At 46.7% G+C, this 23455-nt stretch carries 21 protein-coding genes, 1 pseudogene and 1 other annotated feature; of the genes and pseudogenes, 5 read left to right on the top strand and 17 right to left on the bottom strand.

Going from position 1 to position 23455, the window contains the following annotated elements; genetic code table 11:
- Positions 1 to 2 precede the first annotated feature (2 nt).
- The 8 genes from mutS to Q0V21_RS02240 all read right to left on the bottom strand — a co-directional run bounded on the left by mutS (position 3) and on the right by Q0V21_RS02240 (position 10764).
- Entirely contained in the window at positions 3 to 2807 is a 2805-nt protein-coding gene (gene mutS / locus Q0V21_RS02205; protein WP_079349267.1) for a DNA mismatch repair protein MutS, read from the bottom strand.
- Between the two features lie 200 nt (positions 2808 to 3007).
- Positions 3008 to 4258, bottom strand: coding sequence for a putative amidoligase domain-containing protein (locus Q0V21_RS02210; RefSeq protein WP_301877373.1), 1251 nt, complete (start codon positions 4256 to 4258; stop codon positions 3008 to 3010).
- A 113-nt stretch (positions 4259 to 4371) separates the two neighbouring features.
- Positions 4372 to 4932 carry an outer spore coat protein CotE gene (locus tag Q0V21_RS02215; RefSeq protein WP_079349268.1) on the bottom strand — a complete coding sequence of 187 codons (561 nt, stop codon included), beginning with the start codon at positions 4930 to 4932 and terminating at the stop codon, positions 4372 to 4374.
- Positions 4933 to 5007: 75 nt separating this feature from the next.
- The gene (locus Q0V21_RS02220; protein ID WP_079349269.1) at positions 5008 to 5985 is read right to left on the bottom strand and encodes an aromatic acid exporter family protein; all 978 of its coding nucleotides are present in this window, start codon (positions 5983 to 5985) and stop codon (positions 5008 to 5010) included.
- Between the two features lie 458 nt (positions 5986 to 6443).
- A complete protein-coding gene (locus tag Q0V21_RS02225) occupies positions 6444 to 7235 on the bottom strand; it encodes an ABC transporter permease (protein ID WP_443146385.1) in 792 nt (263 codons plus the stop codon).
- Between the two features lie 38 nt (positions 7236 to 7273).
- Positions 7274 to 8068, bottom strand: coding sequence for an ABC transporter ATP-binding protein (locus Q0V21_RS02230; RefSeq protein ID WP_029880957.1), 795 nt, complete (start codon positions 8066 to 8068; stop codon positions 7274 to 7276).
- A gap of 30 nt (positions 8069 to 8098) precedes the next feature.
- Positions 8099 to 9103: an ABC transporter substrate-binding protein gene (locus Q0V21_RS02235; RefSeq protein WP_301877374.1), complete on the bottom strand. Its 1005-nt coding sequence runs from the start codon at positions 9101 to 9103 to the stop codon at positions 8099 to 8101.
- Between the two features lie 146 nt (positions 9104 to 9249).
- Positions 9250 to 10764 (bottom strand): carboxypeptidase M32, encoded by a 1515-nt coding sequence (locus Q0V21_RS02240; protein WP_079349271.1) that lies wholly within the window; start codon positions 10762 to 10764, stop codon positions 9250 to 9252.
- Between the two features lie 227 nt (positions 10765 to 10991).
- Between Q0V21_RS02240 and Q0V21_RS02245 the strand changes: the two genes are divergently transcribed.
- From Q0V21_RS02245 to Q0V21_RS02260, 4 genes are all read left to right on the top strand, one after another.
- Complete coding sequence (locus Q0V21_RS02245) at positions 10992 to 11555, top strand: beta-class carbonic anhydrase (protein WP_079349272.1); 564 nt, start codon at positions 10992 to 10994, stop codon at positions 11553 to 11555.
- Between the two features lie 185 nt (positions 11556 to 11740).
- Positions 11741 to 12307 (top strand): PadR family transcriptional regulator, encoded by a 567-nt coding sequence (locus Q0V21_RS02250; RefSeq protein WP_024630484.1) that lies wholly within the window; start codon positions 11741 to 11743, stop codon positions 12305 to 12307.
- Positions 12308 to 12406: 99 nt separating this feature from the next.
- Positions 12407 to 12913: a hypothetical protein gene (locus Q0V21_RS02255; protein ID WP_024630485.1), complete on the top strand. Its 507-nt coding sequence runs from the start codon at positions 12407 to 12409 to the stop codon at positions 12911 to 12913.
- A 5-nt stretch (positions 12914 to 12918) separates the two neighbouring features.
- Positions 12919 to 13200 carry a YxcD family protein gene (locus tag Q0V21_RS02260; protein ID WP_301877377.1) on the top strand — a complete coding sequence of 94 codons (282 nt, stop codon included), beginning with the start codon at positions 12919 to 12921 and terminating at the stop codon, positions 13198 to 13200.
- A 155-nt stretch (positions 13201 to 13355) separates the two neighbouring features.
- On the opposite strand, the gene tyrS is transcribed toward Q0V21_RS02260, so the two are convergent.
- The 6 genes and pseudogenes from tyrS to Q0V21_RS02290 all read right to left on the bottom strand — a co-directional run.
- Positions 13356 to 14615, bottom strand: coding sequence for a tyrosine--tRNA ligase (gene tyrS, locus Q0V21_RS02265; protein ID WP_079349273.1), 1260 nt, complete (start codon positions 14613 to 14615; stop codon positions 13356 to 13358).
- Positions 14616 to 14734: 119 nt separating this feature from the next.
- Positions 14735 to 14956: a binding site (T-box leader), on the bottom strand.
- 155 nt (positions 14957 to 15111) lie between these two features.
- Positions 15112 to 15573, bottom strand: a complete 462-nt coding sequence (locus Q0V21_RS02270) for an Imm63 family immunity protein (protein ID WP_301877379.1) — start codon at positions 15571 to 15573, stop codon at positions 15112 to 15114.
- Positions 15574 to 15676: 103 nt separating this feature from the next.
- A complete protein-coding gene (locus Q0V21_RS02275) occupies positions 15677 to 17149 on the bottom strand; it encodes a protein adenylyltransferase SelO (protein WP_301877381.1) in 1473 nt (490 codons plus the stop codon).
- Positions 17150 to 17498: 349 nt separating this feature from the next.
- Entirely contained in the window at positions 17499 to 18815 is a 1317-nt protein-coding gene (locus Q0V21_RS02280; RefSeq protein WP_301877382.1) for a nucleobase:cation symporter-2 family protein, read from the bottom strand.
- A gap of 290 nt (positions 18816 to 19105) precedes the next feature.
- Positions 19106 to 19744, bottom strand: a complete 639-nt coding sequence (locus Q0V21_RS02285; protein ID WP_301877383.1) for a sugar O-acetyltransferase — start codon at positions 19742 to 19744, stop codon at positions 19106 to 19108.
- 80 nt (positions 19745 to 19824) lie between these two features.
- A pseudogene (locus Q0V21_RS02290) lies at positions 19825 to 20499 on the bottom strand (HAD hydrolase family protein); the annotation flags it as partial.
- A 376-nt stretch (positions 20500 to 20875) separates the two neighbouring features.
- Between Q0V21_RS02290 and Q0V21_RS02295 the strand changes: the two are divergent.
- Complete coding sequence (locus Q0V21_RS02295; protein WP_079349279.1) at positions 20876 to 21499, top strand: YczE/YyaS/YitT family protein; 624 nt, start codon at positions 20876 to 20878, stop codon at positions 21497 to 21499.
- Between the two features lie 144 nt (positions 21500 to 21643).
- Here the strand turns inward: Q0V21_RS02295 and Q0V21_RS02300 are convergent, their stop codons facing one another.
- From Q0V21_RS02300 to Q0V21_RS02310, 3 genes are all read right to left on the bottom strand, one after another.
- The gene (locus tag Q0V21_RS02300; protein WP_079349280.1) at positions 21644 to 21943 is read right to left on the bottom strand and encodes a Dabb family protein; all 300 of its coding nucleotides are present in this window, start codon (positions 21941 to 21943) and stop codon (positions 21644 to 21646) included.
- A gap of 39 nt (positions 21944 to 21982) precedes the next feature.
- Complete coding sequence (locus tag Q0V21_RS02305; RefSeq protein WP_079349281.1) at positions 21983 to 22528, bottom strand: PadR family transcriptional regulator; 546 nt, start codon at positions 22526 to 22528, stop codon at positions 21983 to 21985.
- Positions 22529 to 22602: 74 nt separating this feature from the next.
- Positions 22603 to 23196 (bottom strand): ABC-2 transporter permease, encoded by a 594-nt coding sequence (locus Q0V21_RS02310; RefSeq protein ID WP_079349282.1) that lies wholly within the window; start codon positions 23194 to 23196, stop codon positions 22603 to 22605.
- Positions 23197 to 23455 lie beyond the last annotated feature (259 nt).

The raw sequence follows: 23455 nt of genomic DNA on the forward strand, positions 1-23455 counted from the left end.
ACTCAGGATAGTTGCTGTGCCTTCAACTTAAGATCATTCAATATCTGCATCGCTTGAAGCGGCGTCATGTTCATGACATCAATATCTTTCATATGACGGATAAACTCCCGGGCGGGCTTGTCAACCGCAACCACATCCGGTTTCGGAGTTACACTTGGCTCGTCATCACCAAATATGGACAGTTGAACCACGTCCGCATGTTTGGAGCCCGACTGCTGCTTGCCATTTTGTTTCTTGTCGTTTTGTTTACCTGCTGAATCTTCACTCGAAACTGTGAACTCGGCAGGTACCGCAGACTCGCTCTCCCGGATCAATGACGAATGATCTGCAGCTTGGAACTCCGCACCGCCTCGCACATCAACGCCAATCTGCTGTTTGCTATTCCCTGCATATTCGCTGCCGACTGCAACTTGGGCTGCCGCATGTTCGAAACCGTGCAGCAAGCCATTCGCCCGCTCAATGATGCTGTCTGGCAGACCTGCAAGCCGTGCACAATAGATCCCATAGCTGCTGCTGGCAGCCCCGGCAATCAATTTGCGCAGGAAATTAACCTTGTCCCCACTCTCCTGAACGGCCATGGAGTAATTCGCCAACTTGTCCAGACTCTCTTCCAGATGAGCAAGCTCATGGAAATGAGTGGATACAAGCGCTTTGCAGCCAATGATATCATGCACATATTCAATAACGGACTGAGCAATGGCCATACCTTCACTAGTGGATGTTCCACGTCCCAATTCGTCGATAATAATCAGACTGCGTGGTGTTGCTTTATCCGTCATCACCTGAATGTCAGCCATCTCCACCATAAACGTACTTTGCCCGCCAATGAGGTCGTCTGCTGCACCAATTCGTGTGAAAATGCGATCCATGATCGGCACTTCAGCTTGTCCTGCCGGCACAAAACAGCCAATCTGAGCCAGAATCGAAATCAGTGCCACCTGCCGCATATACGTACTTTTCCCCGCCATATTCGGACCGGTAATCAGCAGAATGTGCGCCTCGTCCTTCTGCATTGCAGTATTGTTGGCGATGAAAGCTCCATCTCGCATCACCGCTTCAACCACCGGATGACGTCCCTGTTCCACGACCAGATCATACCCATCAGTCAATGTAGGCTTTACGAAATTGCGCTCTGCACTGATGACCGCAAAGGATTGATACACATCAATCTCAGCGACCAGCTCAGCCAACTTCTGCAGCCTGGCGATTTCCTGATTGAGCCGTTCACGCAATTCCGCGAACAAGCCGTACTCAATATCGACCATCTTGTCCTGCGCTTCGAGAATCAGTGTTTCCTTCTCTTTCAGTTCGGGCGTAATATAACGCTCGGCATTGGCAAGAGTCTGCTTCCGCTCATAACGGCCTTCCGGCAAAGAAGCCAGATTCGACTTGGTAATTTCAATATAGTATCCAAATACTTTGTTGTAACCGATTTTCAGAGAACGAATGCCGGTCGCTTCGCGCTCTCTGGCTTCCAGCTCTGCAATCCACTGCTTGCCATTCACCGATGCTTCCCGGAGCTCGTCCAGCCTCTCATGATACCCCTCGCGAATTAAGCCACCATCTCGTACCGACACAGGCGGCTCATCAACGATTGCCTGACCGATTGCATCTCGCAAATCATTGCAATCATCCATAACACTAGCAATGTGCTGCAGCGTTGTGGAAGGCGAATCTGCACAATACTGACGCAGCCCCGGAATTTTGTCCAATGACAGCTTGAGTGCATTCAGATCCCGTCCGTTAGCGTTACCAAAGGCAATTCGACCCACCAGACGTTCCAGATCATAGATGTCTTTGAGTTCAGCACGCAGATCTTCCCGCAATATAAACTGGTTATACAGTGTATCTACCGCTTCCAAACGCTCATTGATTTTTCCTTTTTGCAGCAAGGGTTTATCAACCCAACGACGCAGCATTCGTGCACCCATGGACGTCTCTGTGCGGTCCAGCAGCCATAACAGCGAACCTTTTTTGGAACGCTCACGTACGGTTTCCACCAGTTCCAGGTTACGCCGAGTAAACGGGTCCAGTATCATAAAGTGGTCAGGCTCATACGTTGAAACCTGTGTCAATTGTCCGAGTGAACGCTTCTGTGTCTCACTTAAATAGGAGAAAAGACGCGCTATACACGCTTGGCGTTCAGGCTCCAGACGTGCCCATACCGCTTCGCCGAATTGCTGACGCACCAAATCTTCTTTACTCTTCGTCCACGGCGTGTACACCACAGGTCGACCAATTGGAGATGCCTGGGTAGCCACCGTATCCAGCAGCGCAGCATCCCCCACCAGTTCCGAAGGTTCGTAGATCCCGATTTCATCCTTGAGCCATTCTTGGGAGTATGGAACTGAGGTCACGTAGAGTTCCCCAGTAGACAAGTCACAGGCAGCCAGTGCAAGTGTGTTCTGGTTTCCTGTCAGGCAAACCATATAGTTATTGGACTTATCCCCCAATGTCTTGCCTTCCATCACCGTTCCCGGTGTAATGACTCGTACAATTTCACGCCGTACCATGCCTTTGGTTACCGTTGGATCTTCCATCTGTTCACAGATGGCCACTTTGTATCCTTTTTCAATCAAGCGCTGTATGTAATTGTCAGCCGAATGATAAGGCACGCCGCACATCGGGATCTTATCTTCTCCACCTCCAGCGCGAGCTGTTAATGTGATTTCAAGCTCACGGGAAGCATTGACCGCATCCTCAAAGAACAATTCATAGAAATCACCTAATCTAAAAAAAAGAAAAGCGTCCTGCGCTTCGGCCTTCACTTGCAAATATTGTTGAATCATTGGCGTATACTGAGCCATGAGTATCCTCCATCCGTTCCAATGTTGTCAGGAAGAGACGCTGTACCGGAAGGAGCAATAAGGCGGTCAGGCAACTGATTCGTGCCACCGCCTCATGTTTCGGCCATCCGCCGCGTCCCTCACAGGTTGCTGTTCCATTTCTTCCGTAACGATGATCAAAATCGACTTATTTCTCATTATACCAAAAAAGTGCCCACTCTTCATGAACCTGCTCGAATATTCCAGAGTTTACGTATATCCCGACTCTCGTCCCATGTCCTACCCTGTCTTAGCTGGCTAATTAAAGGAGCCGCGTATTGTTCATAACGTTCAAAACCATCCATTTTCGTCAGGTCATCCAGCAATGCCGGAATATACGCTTGCATCACCTCACGGTTCCCTTCATAAAAAGCAGTATGAATAGCCGCCTTCGCCAATGGACGTTGACGCAGTTGCTGATAGTCTTTTGCGATAAGACCAGCCAGAGCAACAACACCTTTGGCAACCAGAGGAGATACCAGAAAACTAGGTAAAGTGCGGTATTCGAATCCACCGTAGGATTTCAGCCTAAAATCCCCCAATGCCCCATAGCGTGGACGTCTGCCAGAACCTCGGGGGTCCTGAAGAACGGCGAGTGGCAATGCCAGATAATTGTCAAGTGCACGCAGCAGCTCTCCGTTTAACGTAACGCCACTGAAATGAACATGTCCACCGAGTGGCAATCCGCGCTGGGGCATTCCCCCTGCCTGCCAGATCAGCGAATGATCACTAATACTTCGGGATGCGGCCGCAAAGGCTCTCATCAGATGAGCGAGCAGTTCACGCGGTTCAGAGCTTGGGGCAGGTCGCAGTTCGGCTACAGGATATATTCGTCGTCCACCAATCGTCACGGAATCGCAGCCAGCTACGCCTGTTCGTTCGAGAAATCTGGAGGCGGGCACGATTTTGGACTCTGGCATCTGCACAAGCAGGAACTCGGGGTCCATTCCAAGTATCGGGGCTGCATTATGATGCAGTTCTTCATCCAGCTCAGTCTGAAGCTGCTTCCAGCCTGCACGATACATGGCAGAGAGATCAGTCATGCCCTTCCATGGCCTTGGATCAATCGAAATGACTGCACAACCGCTCTTTCCCGAGGCTTCCAGTCTTACTGCGCCGTGATCCAGTCCAACCGTATACAAGGTTTTGGTTGCAAGCCGTTCAATACGTCTGAACAACGTTGATGCGGCTTCACGATCCAGCACACTTTCTTGCGCTCCACCCATACCGCTGGTGTCCCTACGTTTGATACGGATCGCTTGCAGACAGCATATCTCTACATCGTAACGAACACGCAATCCCAACTCTCGATCACGCCTGCCTCGCGAAGCATGCACTTCAATCCCGGATCGTTTCAGGCGATCTGTCCGTTCGCGAGGGAGCATGCGTTCATATCGGCGCACCGCCTCCTCGGCCTCTTCCATCACATTCATCCTGTCCATCCTCCCGTTTCTCGCCCAAAATGAAAAAAAGAGGGCTTACGCCCTCTTCACTGCCGCTCGCGGCGCATATGATACCTTAAGTTAATGAATCAAGAACGCTAAGCTTACAGCTCATCGTCAAGCAAGTCGGGATCGAGATCGTCATAATCTCCATCTCCACTGCCGAAGTCATAATCCTTGTCTTCATAATCTCCACAGCCATCCGTGCACACTTTCACACAAACTTTGGTTTCGGCGACCAGTTCAACAGCGAATTCCCGTTCTACCCGGATAATTACGCTGCCTCCACCTGCCGACACCGTGGCTTCCACACAGCTTGGTTCCTGCGTTGCATCCGCAGATACCTCTACCGTGGTGGCCCGGTGTTTCGGGTCCAGATAGGACAAAGGCACATGTTCTACATACGACACCGTTTCTTTGGCTACATCCGTCTGTGAGTTTTTGTCATAGGAATACCAAATGTTGATATCGTAAGTACCAATAACTTCAATTCCGTCCCCCGCTGATACGGCTTCATATTGGTGGTTGATAATCCAAGCCCCCAAAATACTGGTCGGACCATGTGGCGGAGTCACGGTATGTGTTACGGTAGAGAACTTACGACCTTTGCCGCAGATCGCCTTCGTGATGATCTCTCTACATTGATGTTTATGACTCAATGACATCTTTAAACCTCCTCCATACAATCATTCTTTACAAGTGTATGCAGGGCATCCGTCTAGGGTGACAACTATTTTCTATTATTCATTTGTAGATTGGGACCGGTCCGATATCGGAGACGGTGCTTTGTCCTTCTTGGCTATTTTCAGATACAGCGCGAGTTCCCGGCACAGCTGGAGAATCGCGGAACGAATCTCGAATTCTTCCCTTGTATCCGGCAACTCCATTCGTTTGAATTCTTCTTGCACATCTGCGAGAAGTTTTTCTGTACGTCCGGTGTAAGATTCAGTGAGTACATCCTGACTGAGCTGGTCGAACAGCTCCGATACCATTTCCGCATGCGGCATCTTCTGATAGATCTGGGATACGAGATGCATCATATGCTGGATGGAATCCAGTTGCGTTTTGCGCATATAAAAGTAAACACTCCATCCCTCGTTCGGGTGGATGACCTGATTTTCCAACGAGCGTTTGGCTGCTTCAATGCCGCCTAGCACAGCCTTATCGGCTTCAATCAGCTCTTTTCCTGCCCACACTTCATTCGGATTGCGCAGTGTAGCTGCAAACTCCTTGAAGATGACCGAGAATAATTCATCAATTCTTTTGCGAATACGCAGCATCTGCGGGTCCGCAGCCGGCATATAGGCCAGATTGACAACCATCGCGGAACCGAGACCAATCAGCAGCAGTCCAATTTGTACCAAAACCACATGAACATCCATCTCACCGCCGCCAAATACCCGGAACACTACGACAGATCCCGTCACAATGCCTTCCTTGAATCCGGCTCGAACGATAACGGGAAACGCAATTAGTATGTAGACTGCCAATACCCAGTAATGGAAACCAAGAAAGTGAAAAAGTACACTTGCAAATAAAAGCCCCACTACGGAAGCGAAGAATCTGGCAGATATGGTGCGAATACTTCTTTTTCGTGTTACATCAACGCCAAGAATGGCTAGCAAGCCAGCTGATGTTGGTCCAGGCAAGCCGCACCAGTCCGCAATCAGCACGGCCATCAGCGCGGCGATTGCGGTTTTAATTACCCTAAAACCCATCTAACATTCCCTCTCCTCTAAGCTGCAAAAATGTCAAAGCAAGCGAGCCATACCTATCCATGTGAACGCCTGTCCACTGCCTAATAGCGTCTACTGTTCTATATCATATCCATAGTATTACACATCCTGCCAAAAACCATTTCTTCTCTAATCAAAAGAATTGTATCTGCAAGAACAGCATATCTCAATGACCTATTAAACTCATAAACGGCATCAACCGACATGCGCATGCATGTCGGTCACAATAACGCGCCCCCGGATGAGGGACGCTGGCAATTTGATTGATGCGACGAAAAGCCTCTAGGCCCTCTTCTCCAATCGTCGCATTCATTCCGGACTGCGCGGAATATTCGTAATTGTATGGTACTTGATTTTACGGGTTCGGGCAACGTGACACCTCTTGTGAAATTGTATACATATTGTGAATGGTTTTTTATACACGCGCATGCTTCACAACATTATCTGCGTCCTGCCAGCAGCTTGCGTTCTACATATACAACGAGCTGGTACATCGCTGTGGCGACAGCGGCAATAATGAGCAGGCTCGATAAAACAAGGGTAAAGTTGAATACTTGAAATCCATAGATGATCAGATAGCCCAACCCCTGCTTGGCGACCAGAAATTCACCCACAATTACACCGACCCAGGCCATCCCCACGTTTACTTTTAAGGTAGAGACAATGGCTGGGAAGGAAGCGGGCAATACTACTTTGGTGAAAACTTCGGAGCGATCGCCACCAAACGTACGGATAACCTTAATATAGTTCTGATCTACTTCATTAAAACTGTTATACACAACAAGTGTAGTAATAATGACTGTAATTGACAAAGTCGTCATGACAATGGCCGTAAATCCTGCACCAAACATGACGATAAAAATGGGACCCAGCGCGACCTTTGGCATGCTGTTGAACACAACCATATAGGGATCAAGCACTTTGGACAAAAAAGGAGACCACCAGATCAGAACCGCAAGCAGTGTTCCGACGAGTGTCCCCAGCAAAAAGCCGACTGCCGTTTCCCCTACGGTTACCCCGACATGCGCCCATAGTTCTCCACTGACGATGTCCTTCCAGATCTGATTAAAAATTTTGCTGGGATAACTGAACAAAAGCACATCAATCCAGCGCAGCCTTCCCGCCAGTTCCCACAGCAAAAACATAAACACCAGCATGGACAGCTGCACCGCCAGCACTTTATGTCGCCATCTGGCAACATGCTGAATATGACTTTGGTGCAGCTGTCTCATCCAATCATCACGCATTTCCTGCTTCTGATTCGTCTGATTCACCCGTTCTTCTCACCTCCTCCGGACTGATCCAGTTCACTCCATAACGCCTGAAACAGCTCATTGAACCCTGGCTGCTCCCTTGCGTAAAAAGGCTGTGCATTCCGCAAATCTTCTGGAATGATGAACTCTCGCCGAATGCGACCCGGATTGCGATCCAGCACAATGACGCGATCACTGACGGCAATAGCTTCCGACAGATCATGGGTGACAAGCACCGAAGTTTTGCCGGATTTCTTCAATGTGTCCGAAACCAGATCCTCCAGCTGCAGCTTGGTTTGATAATCGAGTGCGGAGAAGGGTTCATCCAGCAACAGTATTCCGGGGTCCGTAGCCAGTGTACGTACCAAAGCCACCCGTTGCCTCATGCCCCCGGATAACTCGGAAGGATACTGGCTTTCGGTGCCAGCAAGCCCCATACCTGCCAACAGCTCACGCGTACGCTCACGACTCTGTTCATTAAGGGTACCTGTCAGTTCAAGCCCAATCAGGGCATTATCCAAAATGGTACGCCACGGAAACAGATAGTCCTGTTGCAGCATATAGCCGATCTGGGCAGATGGACCTTCGATGCGTTTCCCTTTAACCTTGACCTCGCCAGCGGTCGGTGTGAGCAGCCCGGCGATGATCGACAGCAATGTAGTTTTACCACATCCGCTTGGGCCGACAAGACTAACAAACTCTCCCTGTTCGACCTGAAGATTCAAATTCTCGATAACCAATGATGCTTCGCGCTCGCTGACATAGACTTGCGAAATCCCTTCCAGTCTGATCACCGTTTCGGATTCAGGCATACATGCTCACGTCCTTTCCTGAATACCTGGTTACTTCGTTGATGCTGCATGTTTAGCATAGGAGTTATCGACAATCGTTTGAGAATCCACCCGCTGTTTCAGTTCTCCCGCAGCACTCATAACGTCCAGCAAGTTATTCCATTCATCCTCATCAATGACTGGATCGGTTGCATATGTGCCCTGTTCCTTGTAACGGTTCACACTGCTTACCAAAATGGCCGGATCAATATCTTTGAAGTAGGGCTTGATCACTTCAGCGATTTCTTCAGCCGTATGGGAATCTACCCAAGTTTGTGCTTTTTGCAAGCCATTTGTGAACTTCTGAACGATGTCCTTGTTATCATGGATATAACTTTGTTTGGTCATGAAGACCGTGTAAGGCAGATGGCCACTTTCCGTTCCAAATGAGGCTACAACCTTGCCGCGACCCTCTTTCTCAAAGATGGACGCCTGAGGTTCAAACAGCTGTACGTAATCCCCCGTCCCTGAAGCGAATGCAGAAGCAATGTTGGCAAAATCCACATTTTGAATCAATTCCAGATCATTCTGCGGATCGATGCCATGTTTTTTCAGCGTGAATTCGCCTGCCATTTGAGGCATGCCACCCTTTCTTTGTCCAAGGAATGTACTCTGTTTCAGTTGATCCCAATTAAATTCGCCATCGGGATTACGGGCAAACAGAAACGTTCCGTCCGTCTGTGTAAGCTGAGCAAAGTTAATAACCGGATCTTCTGCGCCTTGTTGGTAGACATAAATAGACGTCTCTGCTCCAACCAATGCGATGTCTACTGAGCCAGCAAGTAATGCTGCCATCGTTTTGTCTCCGCCAGCCGTCGTCTGAATGTCCACTTCAAGCCCCTGCTCCTCAAAAAAACCTTGGGCCACAGCCACATACTCCGGTGCGTAAAATACAGAACGTGTGACTTCACCAATCGTAATTTTGTTTACATCCTTATCTTTATTGCAGCTGGTGAGAGCCACAATGATAATGAGCAAAATGACGATGGCCCGGATGAACCATGGCGTGTATTTCATGATATTTCCCTCCTTCACTGGTTTCAGCTGTTCTCTCTACTATGGATATGCTGATGCCTAACAAAAGGTTAAGAACTTGCATGCAAAAGAAGAGCCGGGCAATTCTGCCCCGCTCTTCAAAATTATATGTTGATGTTATAGCTGTCCTACAGCTTGTAAATCTCGGTATATTTTGCTTCCAGATAGTCTGCCAAATAGTCCGGGTTCAACTCTTCACCCGTTACGGCCACAATCAATTCGGAAGGTGTACGACTTTTGCCATAACGATAAATTTTGTCAGTTAACCATTCCTTGATGGGAATCAGGTTACCTTCGGCAATATGGGCATCGAACTCCGGCATTTCTTTGCGCAGTGTATGTAGAATCTGTGCAGCATACATATTGCCGAGCGAGTAAGAAGCAAAGTAACCAAAGTCACCGCCCGACCAGTGAACATCCTGAAGCACACCCATACCATCATTCGGCGGCACCACACCAAGATACTCCTTGTATTTGGCATTCCAGGTCTCTGGCAGGTCCTTGACTTCCAGGCCTTCGTTAAACAGCATTTTCTCAATTTCATAACGAATGATGATGTGCAGATTGTACGTCAGCTCATCGGCTTCAATCCGGATCAGAGAGCTTTCCACCCGGTTAATTGCCCGGTAGAAGTCTTCCAGTTTCACCTCGCTTAATTGAGGGAAGTGCTGTTGCAAATCTTTATAATAGCGCGTCCAGAATGGAAGACTGCGGCCAATCATATTTTCCCAAAGGCGCGACTGGGATTCGTGGATACCCATGGACGTCCCTTCGGCAAGAAGAGTACCGGCCAGATTGTCGTCAATATTTTGTTCATACAGGGCGTGTCCGCCTTCGTGCAGTGAACTGAAGACCGCACTCGTCACATCATCCTGCAAATAGTTCGTCGTGATTCGCACATCACCCGGATTCAGGCCCGTTGCGAACGGGTGAACACTCTCATCGAGTCTTCCAGCTTCGAAATCATAACCCATTTGTCCCAGAATAAACAGACTGAATTTTTCCTGTTGTTCCTTGTCAAACAGCTGGTTCAGGAACTCCGTGTTCGGCTTATTGCCCGACGCATTGATCTTCTCTTGCAGGGGAACCAAACGTGCTTTGAGACGGGCAAATACCGCATCTACCTTTTCAACGGTCAGTTCCGGCTCATACATATCAAGAAGGGTATCATAACGAGTATCTTTCACACCCCAGTAGTCTATGAACTCTTGCTTGAGCTTCACAATATCGGTGAGGTAAGGAGAGAACCCTGCAAAATCGCTATTATGCTTGGCATCTTCCCAAGCCGTTTCCGATTTGGCGGTAAGTACGGTATACGCTTGTACTTTTTCCGGCGGGACGGACTGACTGCGATCATATTCTTTCTGACAATCTTCCACCTGACGGCGGTCGATATCTTCCAGCTGTTCCAGCACCTCTGGACTTGTTAATGTATCCAGGTAAGATTTCATGTCAGCCGAGGTTTGCAGCTTAAATGCTTCGGTAGACAGCATTCCAAGTGTTTCCGAACGTGTTGGTACACCTTTTTTGGGCGCACCTGTGCGCAGATCCCAGTGAAGCAAACCAATGGCTTCATGGTAACTCTTGATTTTGCGAGCCAAATTACGGAAGGATTCCAGCTGTTGCTGTGCTTGTTGTTCCATTGTTAACGTTCACCTCTTCAAAAAAATGTTGGATTCCCTATTGATGATACTTTTTGCAATGCGTATAATCAACTTTTAACAGATGCAAATTGCATTATTCCTCTAAATCGCGGAATAATGCAATTTGCTGACCGTGATATAACTAAATAAAACCAAAGGACGTAGGACAAGCTGCATTGGATGCAAGTGGCTGTGCTCATCGTATTGGATAACAGGAGGCAATGGACATGAACAACATTCAAGAGATTCTGGCTTACAACAAAACATTTGTCGAGACTAAAGAATACGAAAAGTATACGGCTGGCAAGTTTCCAACCAAAAAGATGGCTATTATCACCTGTATGGATACCCGTCTGGTGGAATTGCTGCCCAAGGCCATGAACCTGAAGAATGGCGATGTGAAAATTATCAAAAACGCTGGCGCAATTATCTCTCAGCCTTTCGGGTCTGTTATGCGTAGTGTTCTTGTCGCCATCTATGAGCTTGGTGCTGATGAAGTACTGGTTGTTGGTCATACGGAATGCGGTATGGCTTCCCTACACGCTGAGACCATGATTGGACATATGGTCGAACGGGGTGTGTCTGAGGAAGTCATGAGCACGCTGGAGAACTCGGGTATTCGTTTGCAAAAGTGGCTGCGCGGGTTTGACAGCGTTGAAGAAGGGGTAAAACATACTGTGGAAGTGATCAAGAAACATCCATTGCTTCCGCCCAATGTACCCGTACACGGCATGGTCATCGATTCCTATACAGGTGAACTTGATCTTGTCGCAGAGGGCTATGGGCAATAGACATCTCTCTTAAATGGTTTGGGTGCGGACCTCCGGGTCCGCACTCTTTTTTGTCTAAATTGAGGCAGTTGTTCTGTCAGGTTGTCAAACCATACAGTTTCAGTGTACACTTTTATGAAAGCGGTCAAAGAAAGCAATTTTTATTGTTTTTGCTGGCCCAGCCCTAATATTAAGGAGACATGTGCATGAACATACTTTCCTACGGATTGCTCGGGCTTCTTACCCGCGAGGAGTCATCAGGCTATGATCTAATGCTGAAAATCCAGCCACATTGGCAGGCTAAACACAGTCAGATCTATCCCCTCCTCTCCAAAATGGAAAACGATGAGCTTTTAGCCTCCCGCTGGGTGCAACAGTCTGACAAACCGGACAAAAAAATGTATGCAGTCACGGAAAAAGGTATTGAAAAACTGCTGGATTGGATGATCACTCCCGTAACCGCTCCGGTTACGCGTGACGAATTCAATCTGCGTATTTTATGTGTAGGCATTGCGGAAGATGGAAGCATGAGACGCATTCTGAACGAACGCAAAAACTGGTTTTTGGAACGCATCCGTTATTTCGAGGATTTGAAGTCCCGTATCCCTCAGGATAATTTGCGAGTAGGCAGTCGGGAATTCGGAAGCTACATTCTGGTACAAAAAGGGTTGATGAACGCACAAACGGGCATCGAATGGTGTAACTGGGTTACTCAACTACTCGATGGTCAGGCCGCTATTCAGGACCCTTGTCCAACTCATTCAGAAAATTAAACAAATTTTGAAACGTTCCTGCAAGTTGACCGTATTACTTGAGTAAGGCCCAATTTTGGGTGATTCAAACAAATTAATCGGGGGGTTACGATCTTTACAATGAAGAAAAAATTCGGAATCAAACATCTTATGATGGTTTTCATGGCCTTTACATTATTGTTCGCAACAGTCGGAGTCGCAAATCCGGATTCTGCCGATGCTAGACGTGGTGGCGGTTTCAAATCGGGAACAAAAAGCTTTACTAACACACCTAAGAAGTCCGATTCCAACAGTAATGTGAGCAAATCAAATACGAATAACAACTCCAGCACTGGAGCAGCTACAACCAACCGTGGCGGATTCTTCGGCGGTGGCGGTGGATTTATGAAAGGCATGATGCTGGGCGGTCTGGCTGGTATGATGTTTGGTGGATTGTTCGGCGGTATGGGAGCACTGGGTAACATTCTCGGATTACTCGTAAACGTCGCTGCAATTATGCTGATCGTGATGCTCGCGATGGCCCTGTTCAGAGCCATTACGAATCGCCGTAAACCGGCAGCCGATGGTCGCTATGACCGCAAAAATGATCGTGATGATGATGATCGCAACAGAAACGGACGGTACTAATCTCTATGGTTCTAAGCATGGATGAAATTGTAAACGCGATTTGTATTCACATGGCGGAACGCAAGGGTGTACGCCCAACCGATGTCAATGTGGAACTGAGCTGGGAAGAAGATACGGGATATTCCGCTGAAGTCTGGATTCAAGGCCGCAGTCAATACTTGGTCGAATCCAACATGATTGAAGCCATCCTGCGCTACCTGCACAGTGAATACGACATTCGGGCTTACCGTGAGAATGTAAGACTTGATCTGGATGAAGAAATCACAGCAGCGATTGTGAATCAATAAATTAATAACTAATAAGCCATTTGCGGATGGCATGCATAAAGGACCGTCTCCATCATGTCACTGACATGAATGGGGACGGTCCTTTTGTGTTGCTGGGGAAGAAGATTTAACTTTCGCCTCTACCTTCCCCCGAATCATACTCTGTAATCCTCTTGCTACTTCAATTTCACCAGGCTGTAGTTTTTCTTGCCTTTGCGGATGATGATGAATTTACCGCCGATTGCGTGCTCCGCAGAGACCGTGAATTCCAGCTCCGTAACTTTCTCACCATTCATAGAGATAGCCCCTTTGGTGACATCCTCACGCGCCTGACGTTTGGATGGCTCAAGCCCAAGGTCCACGAGCCAGTCTACAATATTTTTCGCTTCTCCATCGGTCTCGAAGGTCGGCATTTCCTTGAAGCCCTGCTCGATTTCGTCTGCTGTAAGGGAACGAATGTCGCCGCTGAACAGTGCGGCGGTAATGCGTTTCGCCTGCTCCAGCATATCGTCACCGTGAACAAACTTCGTCATTTCTTCAGCGAGAGCCTTTTGTGCTTCACGCTTATGCGGCTCCGTTTCTACCTTTTCAGCCAAGGCTTCAATTTCTTCTTTGCTCAGGAACGTGAAGTACTTCAAGTATTTGATCACGTCACGATCATCCGTATTTGCCCAGAACTGGTAGAATTCGAATGGAGTCGTTTTATTTGGATCAAGCCAGATGGCTCCACCTGCGGTTTTACCGAATTTCGTTCCATCGGATTTGAGCATCAGCGGAATCGTCAGACCGAAGGCTTTCGCTTCGGACCCTTCCTTTTTACGGATGAGGTCTAGGCCACTTGTAATATTGCCCCATTGGTCGGAACCGCCGATTTGCAGCTGTACATTCTCATGTTGGAACAGGTGCAGGTAATCGAGCGATTGGAGAATCTGGTAGGAAAACTCGGTAAACGAAATGCCGTCTTCCAGTCTGCTCGCAACCACGTCCTTGGCCAGCATCGTGTTCAGATTAAAGTTTTTACCGTAGTCACGTAAAAATTCAATTACATTGATTTTATGCGTCCAGTCGTAGTTGTTGACCATGCGTACCTGATTGTCGCCATCGGTTACGAAGAGCTTTTTCATTTGGGCAGTCAGCGCGTCTACGTTCGCTTGTACCTCTTCCATCGTTTGCAGGGAACGTTCCGATTGACGACCACTTGGATCACCAATAGTTCCTGTTGCCCCACCAATCAGAATGACCGGGCGGTGGCCGGCGAGTTGGAAACGTTTTAGCATCATGAACGGAATCAAATGTCCAATGTGCATACTGTCTCCTGTTGGGTCAACTCCACAGTACAGCGATACCGATGTCGTCTCGGTTAGCTCACGAAGACCCTCCGCATCCGTTTGTTGGTTAATGGCGTCGCGCCATTCCAGTTCATCAATAATATTCAAAACAAACAACCCCTTCTCTATGCATTGGTATTAGGCCATGATCTACGTTAATTCACAAGCAGCTAAGCCGGGCGAGGCTTTTTTGGACACAAAAAAATCGCCGCCTTGTCTTCAATAGACATAGGGACGATTATCATAACCGTGGTACCACCCAACTTGCACAGACAACAGCTTACACGCTGTCCATACCGCTTTCGGCAAAATATCGTTTGCCATTCCGCTTGGCATTACCCAAGTACTCCAGAGTGTAATTCGCAGCCCTTGTATGTATCAGGTTCCATCAACCCCTGACTTTCTGTAACAGGGACAAAGCCGCTACTGCGCTCTATCAACGTAATTCATGTATTCAATTTATAGCCAGTATAGCCGAACGTTAATATCATTGCAAGAGCAAGTAAGCAAACTTAAGATAGAACATCAGATCAGTGCCTGCTCCAGACTTATAAAGTCATCATGTCAACTTCCCGTGATCATATTCATATGCCTAAAACCATTATTAAAGACGCTCACCTCCTGGTTTCAGCCTCTCCAGCTCCTGTCGTTTACCCGTCTTATGCCAATGTAAGTATGGATTACCAATCTGTTGGAAAGCCTTCTCAACACTTCGTTCCAGTTCTTGCATCACTTCGCCCGTATAGTTCAAGTATATCTGTTTATTATCCACACCATGCTGTTCCAGCAATTCTACATGCGCCGCCGTAAAAATGATATCCTCCAGCAGCCAGTAGATGACTTCATCCGTCTGGTTCAGCCGTTTCTCCAGCATGACAATACCCCGCTCGTATATTCGAACAACATACACATCATTTTCGATTTCTACATAAGGAACGCCTTCCCATTTAAAGGCCTCAAACAAGCGGTTAACATAGTTTTCCAACTGTTCCCTGTGGAAGGATGTACGCTCAAGCAACTGTAATAACGTTTTTGCAATCTCTGGTTTGCTTTGTATGTCGGACATATACTCACCACCTCGAAAAGTTTCACATCGTTTATTCGCTGTATGCGTTGGCATGATAATGAAAAAGCTGCCAAATGGCAGCCTCTTCCCAGCATTTCTTCAATCAGGTCCCGCAGAACGTCTGATAGGAGGTATTGCACTGAGCAGGCAATTCTGCGTATTCAGCCTGTTCAGGAGAGTGTGCAAACGGGTTTGAAAGCACTGCAAGAAGCTTCTCCATCACACTGAGATCCCCGTGATTCTCCGCTTGTTCCAACGCTTCTTCCACCCGATGATTACGGGGAATGACCGCCGGGTTGCTGTTCCTCATCAATTGTTGTGATGCTTCTTTTCCTTGCTGCTGTCTTCCCAATCTTGCCGTATAGCGCTCATTCCACTGCTCAAACTCTGGAGTTTCCAACAATAGTGAGCCCTTGAGCGGTGTGTCAAAGGTCAGCGCCACGAACGTATTCGTGTAATCGGCACTATGCTTCTCCATCAATTCAAGAAGATCCCTGATTAGCGCTTCATCCTCAGCCTCTTCATTAAACAAGCCCAACTTGCTCCGCATGCCCAAAAGCCAGTGGTGGTGATACAATTCAGAGAATTGAGCAATAGCATCCTGCGCGATTTGTACGGCCTGTTCTTCATCCTCATGCAGCAATGGCAGAAGCGTCTCGGCAAACCGAGCCAGATTCCAGCCACCAATATACGGTTGATTGCCATAGGCATAACGGCCTTGTGTGTCAATGGAGCTAAATACCGTCGCTGGATTATAAGCATCCATAAAAGCACAAGGACCATAATCGATTGTTTCACCACTAATCGCCATATTATCCGTGTTCATTACGCCATGGATGAAACCAACGTGCTGGCACTTGGCAATAAGTGATGCCTGTCGCTTAATCACTTCCTGAAGCAGCAGGAGGTAACGATTGTCGGCTTCGGCGATATCCGAAAAATGCCGTTGCAGTGTGTAGTCAGCCAATGCTTTGAGATCATCGATTGATCCCCATCTGGCAGCGTATTGGAAGGTTGCTACACGCAAATGGCTTGAAGCCACTCGCGTCAGGATTGCACCAGGTCGTTCTGTTTCACGTATAATGTTTTCTCCAGTCGAAACGACTGCCAAACTTCGCGTGGTTGGAATTCCCAGTGAATGCATCGCTTCACTAATAATATACTCCCGCAGCATTGGCCCAACGGCAGCACGTCCATCACCTCCGCGAGAGTAAGGGGTTCTTCCCGAACCTTTGAGCTGGATATCCACTCGCTCGCCTTGCGGCGTAAGCTGCTCTCCCAGCAGCAAAGCCCGTCCATCACCAAGCATGTTAAAATTGCCAAACTGGTGGCCCGCATATGCCTGAGCCAGAGGCTCGGCTCCTTCCGGAATCAGGTTACCTGCGAAGACCTCCGCTCCTTCAGTACTATTGAGCGCCTCAGCATTTAATCCCAAGCTGGTAGCAAGTGATGTATTGAAGATGATCATCTTTGGTGATTGAACAGGTACCGCTCCCTGCTTTGTAAAAAAAACCTGTGGCAAATGCGCATAACTATTGTCAAAATGCCATCCTTTTTTCTGCGTTTCTTGTTGCATGGTGATCACAACTCCTTTTCTGTAACCAGGGTACATCCCTGATTTTATTTTAGCCTTGTGAACCAATGCTCATTTATGTAGTCGCATGGAAATTCAACAGAAAGAACATGTAACATGTTCATGATGAAACTTTAGCATATTTATATCCCTTTTGCATTCATCCTACAGTAACTTTCGTGATTTATACGATGACTGTTGAATGGCCCCACCCGATATTGTTTCCCAATCCCAATCATACTAAAAACCCAAGAGGTTTCTTTGGTGAATGAGTCAGAATCCGTCATTCCACCGCAGTTGAAACCGCCTTGGGTCCATTCTTGTGAGTCACAAGCCTGTAAACAAAACTAAATCAAGTATGTGATTCTTGGGCCTGAACGGGCTGTACCGGCAGACTCTCCTTTTTGAATCCGAGGTTAAAGAAGACATTGAGCAGGATAGCACACAGACTACCTGTGATAATGCCATCACCGACAATAATGCGAATACTTTGAGGCAGCTGGGCAAATAGATCAGGAACAGCAGTTACACCAAGACCAAGGGAAACCGAACAAGCAACGATCAATAGATTGGATTGCTTGCCGAAATCGACATGTTGCAGCATTTTAATCCCGGATGAGACCACCATGCCGAACAGAACCACCGTTGCCCCTCCAAGCACCGCGCTGGGAATAATCGTTGCAAATGCCGCAACTTTGGGGATGAGCCCGAGAAAAATCAGGATGCCTCCGGCCGCAACAACCACATTGGTCGTTTTCACCTTGGAGAGCTGAACCAAACCGACATTCTGGGCAAATGTGTTATACGGAAAGGCATTGAAAATACCGCCAAGGACAAACGCTAAACCTTCCGCACGATACCCTCGCGCCAGATCCTTCTCGTTAATCGGTTGATCACAGATTTTGCTTAGAGCCATAAATACACCTGTCGACTCAATAATAACAACCGTACCTACGATAATCATTGTAATAATAGGGCCCAATTCGAAGGTAGGCCATCCAAAATAAAACGGCTGCGGCAAGTGAAACCAGGAGGCTTCCTGCACGGAAGCGAAATTCACTTTCCCCATTATAGCAGCAACAAGGGTGCCCACAATAATGCCGAGGAGAACTGCGAGGGATCTAACAAAACCGCGAGCATAGCGATTTAGTATGAGAATAAAAAGTAACACACCGAATGAAAGCGCCAAGTTATCCAGACTTCCGAAATTCTCGCTGTTTGCTCCACCCGCCATGTTCTTGATACCAGTTGGAATCAACGCCAGACCGATAATGGTTACCACCGTGCCGATTACGACAGGAGGAAACAGTTTGACAATTTTACTGAAGAAGACAGCACATATGACGATGAATATCCCTGCTGCGATAATGGAACCGTAAATGGCCGGGATCCCGTATTGTGAGCCAATCGCAATCATGGGTGTCACGGCAACAAATGAGCTTCCCAGCACCGCCGGCAATCCAATCCCCAGATACTTTCCTTTGCGTGCCTGAAGCCAGGTTGCAACCCCACAGGTTAACAAGTCAATAGATACCAGATACGCGAGCTGTTCAGCAGTCAGATTTAGCGCCCTTCCCACAAGAAGCGGAACCAAAATGGCCCCGGCATACATCGCCAATACGTGCTGAATTCCCAGTGAAAAAATCCTCATTCTCTTGGTTTCTCTCATCCCAACCTGCCCCCTGTAATTTAGAATCCAGTTACCGCTGCAAATCATGTTATGTTGATTCACATTATATAAACAATTGGGGGAAGTTCCATGATTCATAACATAAGATTGTTGGAGGATATAAAGAGAATCGATGTTTTTGGGCATGTTATACAAAGTGAAAGTAGCTCACGCTCATTTCATGTCATGTTAAATTACACGTAAAGGGTGACACAGTGTTCCAGCAGGATTAAAAAGAGGCAGAAATGGTTCGCTCCATGACAGGGGCCAACATTCCTACCTCAAAACATTTATTCTATCACACGACAATCCGCTAATATTTCCGGTTTGTATCGCATACTGTCTGATTCAGTGATTTTACGAATGACTCTGCACGGTACACCTGCCGCAAAAGAGTTCTCCGGGATATCTTGCGTCACGACGCTGCCTGCCCCAATTACGCATCCGTCTCCAATCGTTACCCCACCGCATACAGTTACGTTAGCAGATAACCATACATCGTTTCCAATAGTGACAGGCTTGGCGTAACAAAGAGATTTGGGTGTACCGTGTTGATCCAGCATCTGCCGGCGCTCCGAAGCGATGAATGGATGAATTGGCGTAACAATGGTCACATTGGGCCCAAAACTCGTATGATTACCAATGGTGACTTTCGCATCATCCTGAACGGTGAGATTGTAGTTGCCAAAGAAATAATCACCGATTTCGGTATGCACTCCATAATGAAAGAAAATCGGTCCTTGCATGAAGCAGCCCTGTCCTTTTCGACCAAGCAGCTCCTTCAATAACAATTCTCGTTCCTCGACTTGATCCTCAAATGTACGGCTATATTGATTGCTTAGGTTATGCGAACGCCGTTTCAGCGCTTTCAATTCCGAATCACTTGGACTAAATAAAATCCCCTTCAATATCCGTTCTTCTTCAGTCATTTTTTCAGCTCCTGTTATTCTTTTTTTTGAAATTCAGTATGATTCCGATCACATAAATATTATTTCGTAACGGCATAAATCTAGAACAGGTCCATCATTTTTTGAATCGTAATAAGAACTCCATTCTCTTGATTAGATTTGGTAATGAAACTTGCCGCTTTTTTAGTATTTTCACAGGCATTACTAACAGCATAGCTATATTTAGCAATTGCCATCAGTTCCACATCATTCTCTCCATCCCCAAATGACATTGTTTCTTCAGCTGTTACGCCCAACATTTCTTGTAGTTTTTTTACCGTCTCGCCTTTATGTGTGTGCAGTGCCGTAATATCAAGCCATCTTGCTTCTGAATCCACGATGTAGATTTGTCCATCCAGCGTTAATTCAACATGCTTTCTCAGTGCACTACTCCTCTCTTCAGGATCATACACCGTAATTTTAATGAGCGGGCTATCGATTTCTGAGAAGGAACCGATTTTAATGACATGTTCATAGGAGCCTTTAATAACCTGGTACATGTCTTCAGGAATGGAAGAATGCACATATGCAGCATCGCTCGCGCATACAATTATGGTCATGTTATCAGCGAATCGCTGAATCTCTTCTATAGCGCTCAGAGCGATATCCCGCTCGATGCTGAATTCCTTCACAACCTTTCTGTCCTTCTTGATTCGGGCAGCACTGTCTCCAAGAATCCAGATTCCCTTTCCGTGCTCCCCGAACAATTTCTCCACACGCTCACATTGTTTTCCGGTTCCTCCAATTAGTGGCTGCCAGAATGTAGTGTCATTTATTCCACCCCATACCCGCCCTCTCAAATAAGTTCAGAAGTAAGAAGAATATATACATACTTTATAATGTTTATTTATAAAGTGTCTATAAAATAATGTAGTGAGAGGCACGCTTTGTCAATCCCAGGGAGCCGATCTGCTACAACATCAGTGTATTTCATGTAACTGGTTCCATGTCAACACCATCTCTCTTATCTATTTTTAGGTAGTTAGATCAACTTATCTGATATTCATGAGTAAACCTTTGTCCTAAAGAGGTGTGAAATGTTGCATTTACAACATATAAAAACTGATTTATTATATAGAAAAGTGCTTATTGGAAAGGATGTCACGCTCTGGCATGAATCGTATTATACTTAGATCACCTAGAATTGTTGACTTTTGGACCGGAATTATCCTTCTGTCCCTGGGCATCTCATTAACCATAACGGCCGGGCTTGGCGTCTCTCCTTTTGATGCCTTGTTGGTGGGGTTATCCGTGCATGTGGGGCTTACTGTAGGAAGTTGGGAGATTTTGCTTGCCCTGATCATGATTTTTCTCAATGCTGTCCTCATTAGACAGAAACCTGAATTCAAGGGATTGCTTACTGCTTTTGCAACAGGTTTGTGTATCGATACCTGGCTCTGGGTTATTGGACACTGGCTTCAGGTAGGACACTTTGTCAACTTCATTTATTTTACTGTCGGCATGCTTGTTTCCGGATGGGGTACAGCTATGTATCTACGTGCTCGCTTTGCTCGTATACCCGTCGATCATCTAATGGTCATCATTCAGCTCTTAACGAAAAAAAGTGTGATGTACTCCAGAACGTTGATCTATATTGTTTTTTTGATTCTCGCCTTTTTGTTTCAAGGGCCCATTGGGATCGGAACCGTATTGACTGTATGTTTCGGTGGAGCCATCCTTCATTTTTTCATGAAAAGATTGAATCGTAATAACGTCATTACAGCCCAGAAATCATAGAAATATTGTATATTCAAATGGATATGTGTGTACACATCTGAGCCACCATTTGGTCCTTCCCCAAAATAATAAAAGTCGCCTATTGGCGACTTCGATTGTGACGCTATTTATGTCTTCCAGCTTTCGGCACCCAGAAACCAACTTTTAGATTGGGTAGTCGACTACGATCACATTTTCCACCCAACCTTCGAGCGAAGCTACGAATGCCTGATGGGCAGGATGGGGACCGTAGGAACGCAAAGCTTCCTGATCTGTAAAAGTAACTCTTAGTCCAAGTGTATAACCTTGAATATTATCGGTCTCCTCAGTCACGTTAATTCCCGCAGTCAATGCTGTGATTCCCGGAATCTCTTCCCTCAGGGACAATAATTGATTCACCAATTTTTGCTGCTTCTCAGGTGTAATTTTATCGTTGAATTTAAATACAACCAAATGTTCGAACATTTCTTCATTCCTCCTGTCTACATTTCTTAAGTGTTTTGCCTATTTCTTCAAAGCTCTGCTCTGAACATGATGCAGCAGCTTCTGCAGCCAGGTGATATCGTTCTGAATGGAGTGGTAGGCATGATCTTTCATTAATAACAATGTTTCTTTCAAATCCACCTCGAACTCTTCAATCTCTGGTCTTTCACGTTCAATATAAGCAATTCTTTTTTCCAGTTTACGAAGAATATCCTCAATCAGATATGCAATCTTGTGTAAGTCCACCTTATCCAGATTGACCAGCGCTGCATAGAGGGATTGCACGTTCGTGAATTTTTGAAAAGCCGCGTAGATCCCCTCTTGTAAGGCATCTCGTCCTTTTTCAGTGATACCATAAGTTGTTTTATCTGGTCGATTATCGGTTTGTATAATTTCGATTTTCTCGATCAGACCCTTCTTCAGCAATACTTCAAAATTATAATAAATCGTGCCTTCCGTTACTTTGGCATCGGTTTGATCCAGATGTTTAAGAATTCTCTTCTTAATATCATAGGGATGGCACTGTTCCTCGCTTAACGTACCAAGTATAAAAATTTGAATCGACATGTGACTGCCCCCATTTCTGCTAATCCAGAGGGCGAGTACAGTGAAGCACAACGAACCAGCCCTCTCTCTCTATTTTAAACCATAACAGACTGTTGTACAGTCTCCTTCATAGCATCGGTTTGGCGGGCACTTTTGAACTGATGAATTACGATGTTGATTGCCAATGCTGCAAGACCAACCAACGCCAAACCCATTCCGTAATCCGAGGTTTTCCCCCCACCAAAGAGTATATTGTAGTCCAGATGAGTCGAATAGAACATCGGTGTGATATGGCTCATGAATTTGAAATATCCTGGCATCATCTCGGGAGGCATGGTTGTGCCATTAGCAATCGTCTGACTGAGCAGAATCGGCAAGTTAATCAGCATGCCTCCCTGACCCAGCAGCATGATAAAGATACTTGTAAATTCAATGCAAACGAACAGCTGAACGCTGTGTAGTAACCATAGTTTCATAAATGTCTCCATCCCATACCCTTGAACCATAAAATATATGCCTATGGCAATCAGTGGAGCGATCAGTGAGATGAGCAGATTAACCAGACGAAGGGAGAAAAAAGCCTTCCATTTTCCCATCTGTTGTTGCAATGATCTTAATCCGCCCACACTTTGCATGGAATAGATCATCGCTCCTACATAGAGTGCCATGGTGATAAACATTGGGGCCATCTGATTGCATTCCTGCTGGCTGCGGATTGGTCATAACCAGATTGGAGGAAACTTTCCCCATCGTGGCCTCCACAATCTGTTTGGATTGGTCCGCAGGAACCTGCATACTGTTTAGCACACTCTCTAAGCTCTGGGATTGAACTTGCGCTTGAAGTCCGGCTGTGATTTCAGTGGAGACAGTTTTCATCATGCTTGTAACGGTTGTTGGATTCGATTCATTAATCAAATTTCTATTTATTATACTTGAATTAAAGTATTC

This window comes from Paenibacillus sp. 11B (assembly GCF_030487755.1).
In the GTDB taxonomy this organism is placed as follows: domain Bacteria; phylum Bacillota; class Bacilli; order Paenibacillales; family Paenibacillaceae; genus Paenibacillus; species Paenibacillus vandeheii.

Bases quoted from the DNA above. Each gene is read 5' to 3' on its own strand.
- mutS (WP_079349267.1), bottom strand. From the start codon at position 2,807: ATGGCTCAGTATACGCCAATGATTCAACAATATTTGCAAGTGAAGGCC.
- Q0V21_RS02210 (WP_301877373.1), bottom strand. From the start codon at position 4,258: ATGAATGTGATGGAAGAGGCCGAGGAGGCGGTGCGCCGATATGAACGC.
- Q0V21_RS02215 (WP_079349268.1), bottom strand. From the start codon at position 4,932: ATGTCATTGAGTCATAAACATCAATGTAGAGAGATCATCACGAAGGCG.
- Q0V21_RS02220 (WP_079349269.1), bottom strand. From the start codon at position 5,985: ATGGGTTTTAGGGTAATTAAAACCGCAATCGCCGCGCTGATGGCCGTG.
- Q0V21_RS02225 (WP_443146385.1), bottom strand. From the start codon at position 7,235: ATGAGACAGCTGCACCAAAGTCATATTCAGCATGTTGCCAGATGGCGA.
- Q0V21_RS02230 (WP_029880957.1), bottom strand. From the start codon at position 8,068: ATGCCTGAATCCGAAACGGTGATCAGACTGGAAGGGATTTCGCAAGTC.
- Q0V21_RS02235 (WP_301877374.1), bottom strand. From the start codon at position 9,103: ATGAAATACACGCCATGGTTCATCCGGGCCATCGTCATTTTGCTCATT.
- Q0V21_RS02240 (WP_079349271.1), bottom strand. From the start codon at position 10,764: ATGGAACAACAAGCACAGCAACAGCTGGAATCCTTCCGTAATTTGGCT.
- Q0V21_RS02245 (WP_079349272.1), top strand. From the start codon at position 10,992: ATGAACAACATTCAAGAGATTCTGGCTTACAACAAAACATTTGTCGAG.
- Q0V21_RS02250 (WP_024630484.1), top strand. From the start codon at position 11,741: ATGAACATACTTTCCTACGGATTGCTCGGGCTTCTTACCCGCGAGGAG.
- Q0V21_RS02255 (WP_024630485.1), top strand. From the start codon at position 12,407: ATGAAGAAAAAATTCGGAATCAAACATCTTATGATGGTTTTCATGGCC.
- Q0V21_RS02260 (WP_301877377.1), top strand. From the start codon at position 12,919: ATGGTTCTAAGCATGGATGAAATTGTAAACGCGATTTGTATTCACATG.
- Q0V21_RS02270 (WP_301877379.1), bottom strand. From the start codon at position 15,573: ATGTCCGACATACAAAGCAAACCAGAGATTGCAAAAACGTTATTACAG.
- Q0V21_RS02275 (WP_301877381.1), bottom strand. From the start codon at position 17,149: ATGCAACAAGAAACGCAGAAAAAAGGATGGCATTTTGACAATAGTTAT.
- Q0V21_RS02280 (WP_301877382.1), bottom strand. From the start codon at position 18,815: ATGAGAGAAACCAAGAGAATGAGGATTTTTTCACTGGGAATTCAGCAC.
- Q0V21_RS02285 (WP_301877383.1), bottom strand. From the start codon at position 19,744: ATGACTGAAGAAGAACGGATATTGAAGGGGATTTTATTTAGTCCAAGT.
- Q0V21_RS02295 (WP_079349279.1), top strand. From the start codon at position 20,876: ATGAATCGTATTATACTTAGATCACCTAGAATTGTTGACTTTTGGACC.
- Q0V21_RS02300 (WP_079349280.1), bottom strand. From the start codon at position 21,943: ATGTTCGAACATTTGGTTGTATTTAAATTCAACGATAAAATTACACCT.
- Q0V21_RS02305 (WP_079349281.1), bottom strand. From the start codon at position 22,528: ATGTCGATTCAAATTTTTATACTTGGTACGTTAAGCGAGGAACAGTGC.
- Q0V21_RS02310 (WP_079349282.1), bottom strand. From the start codon at position 23,196: ATGGCCCCAATGTTTATCACCATGGCACTCTATGTAGGAGCGATGATC.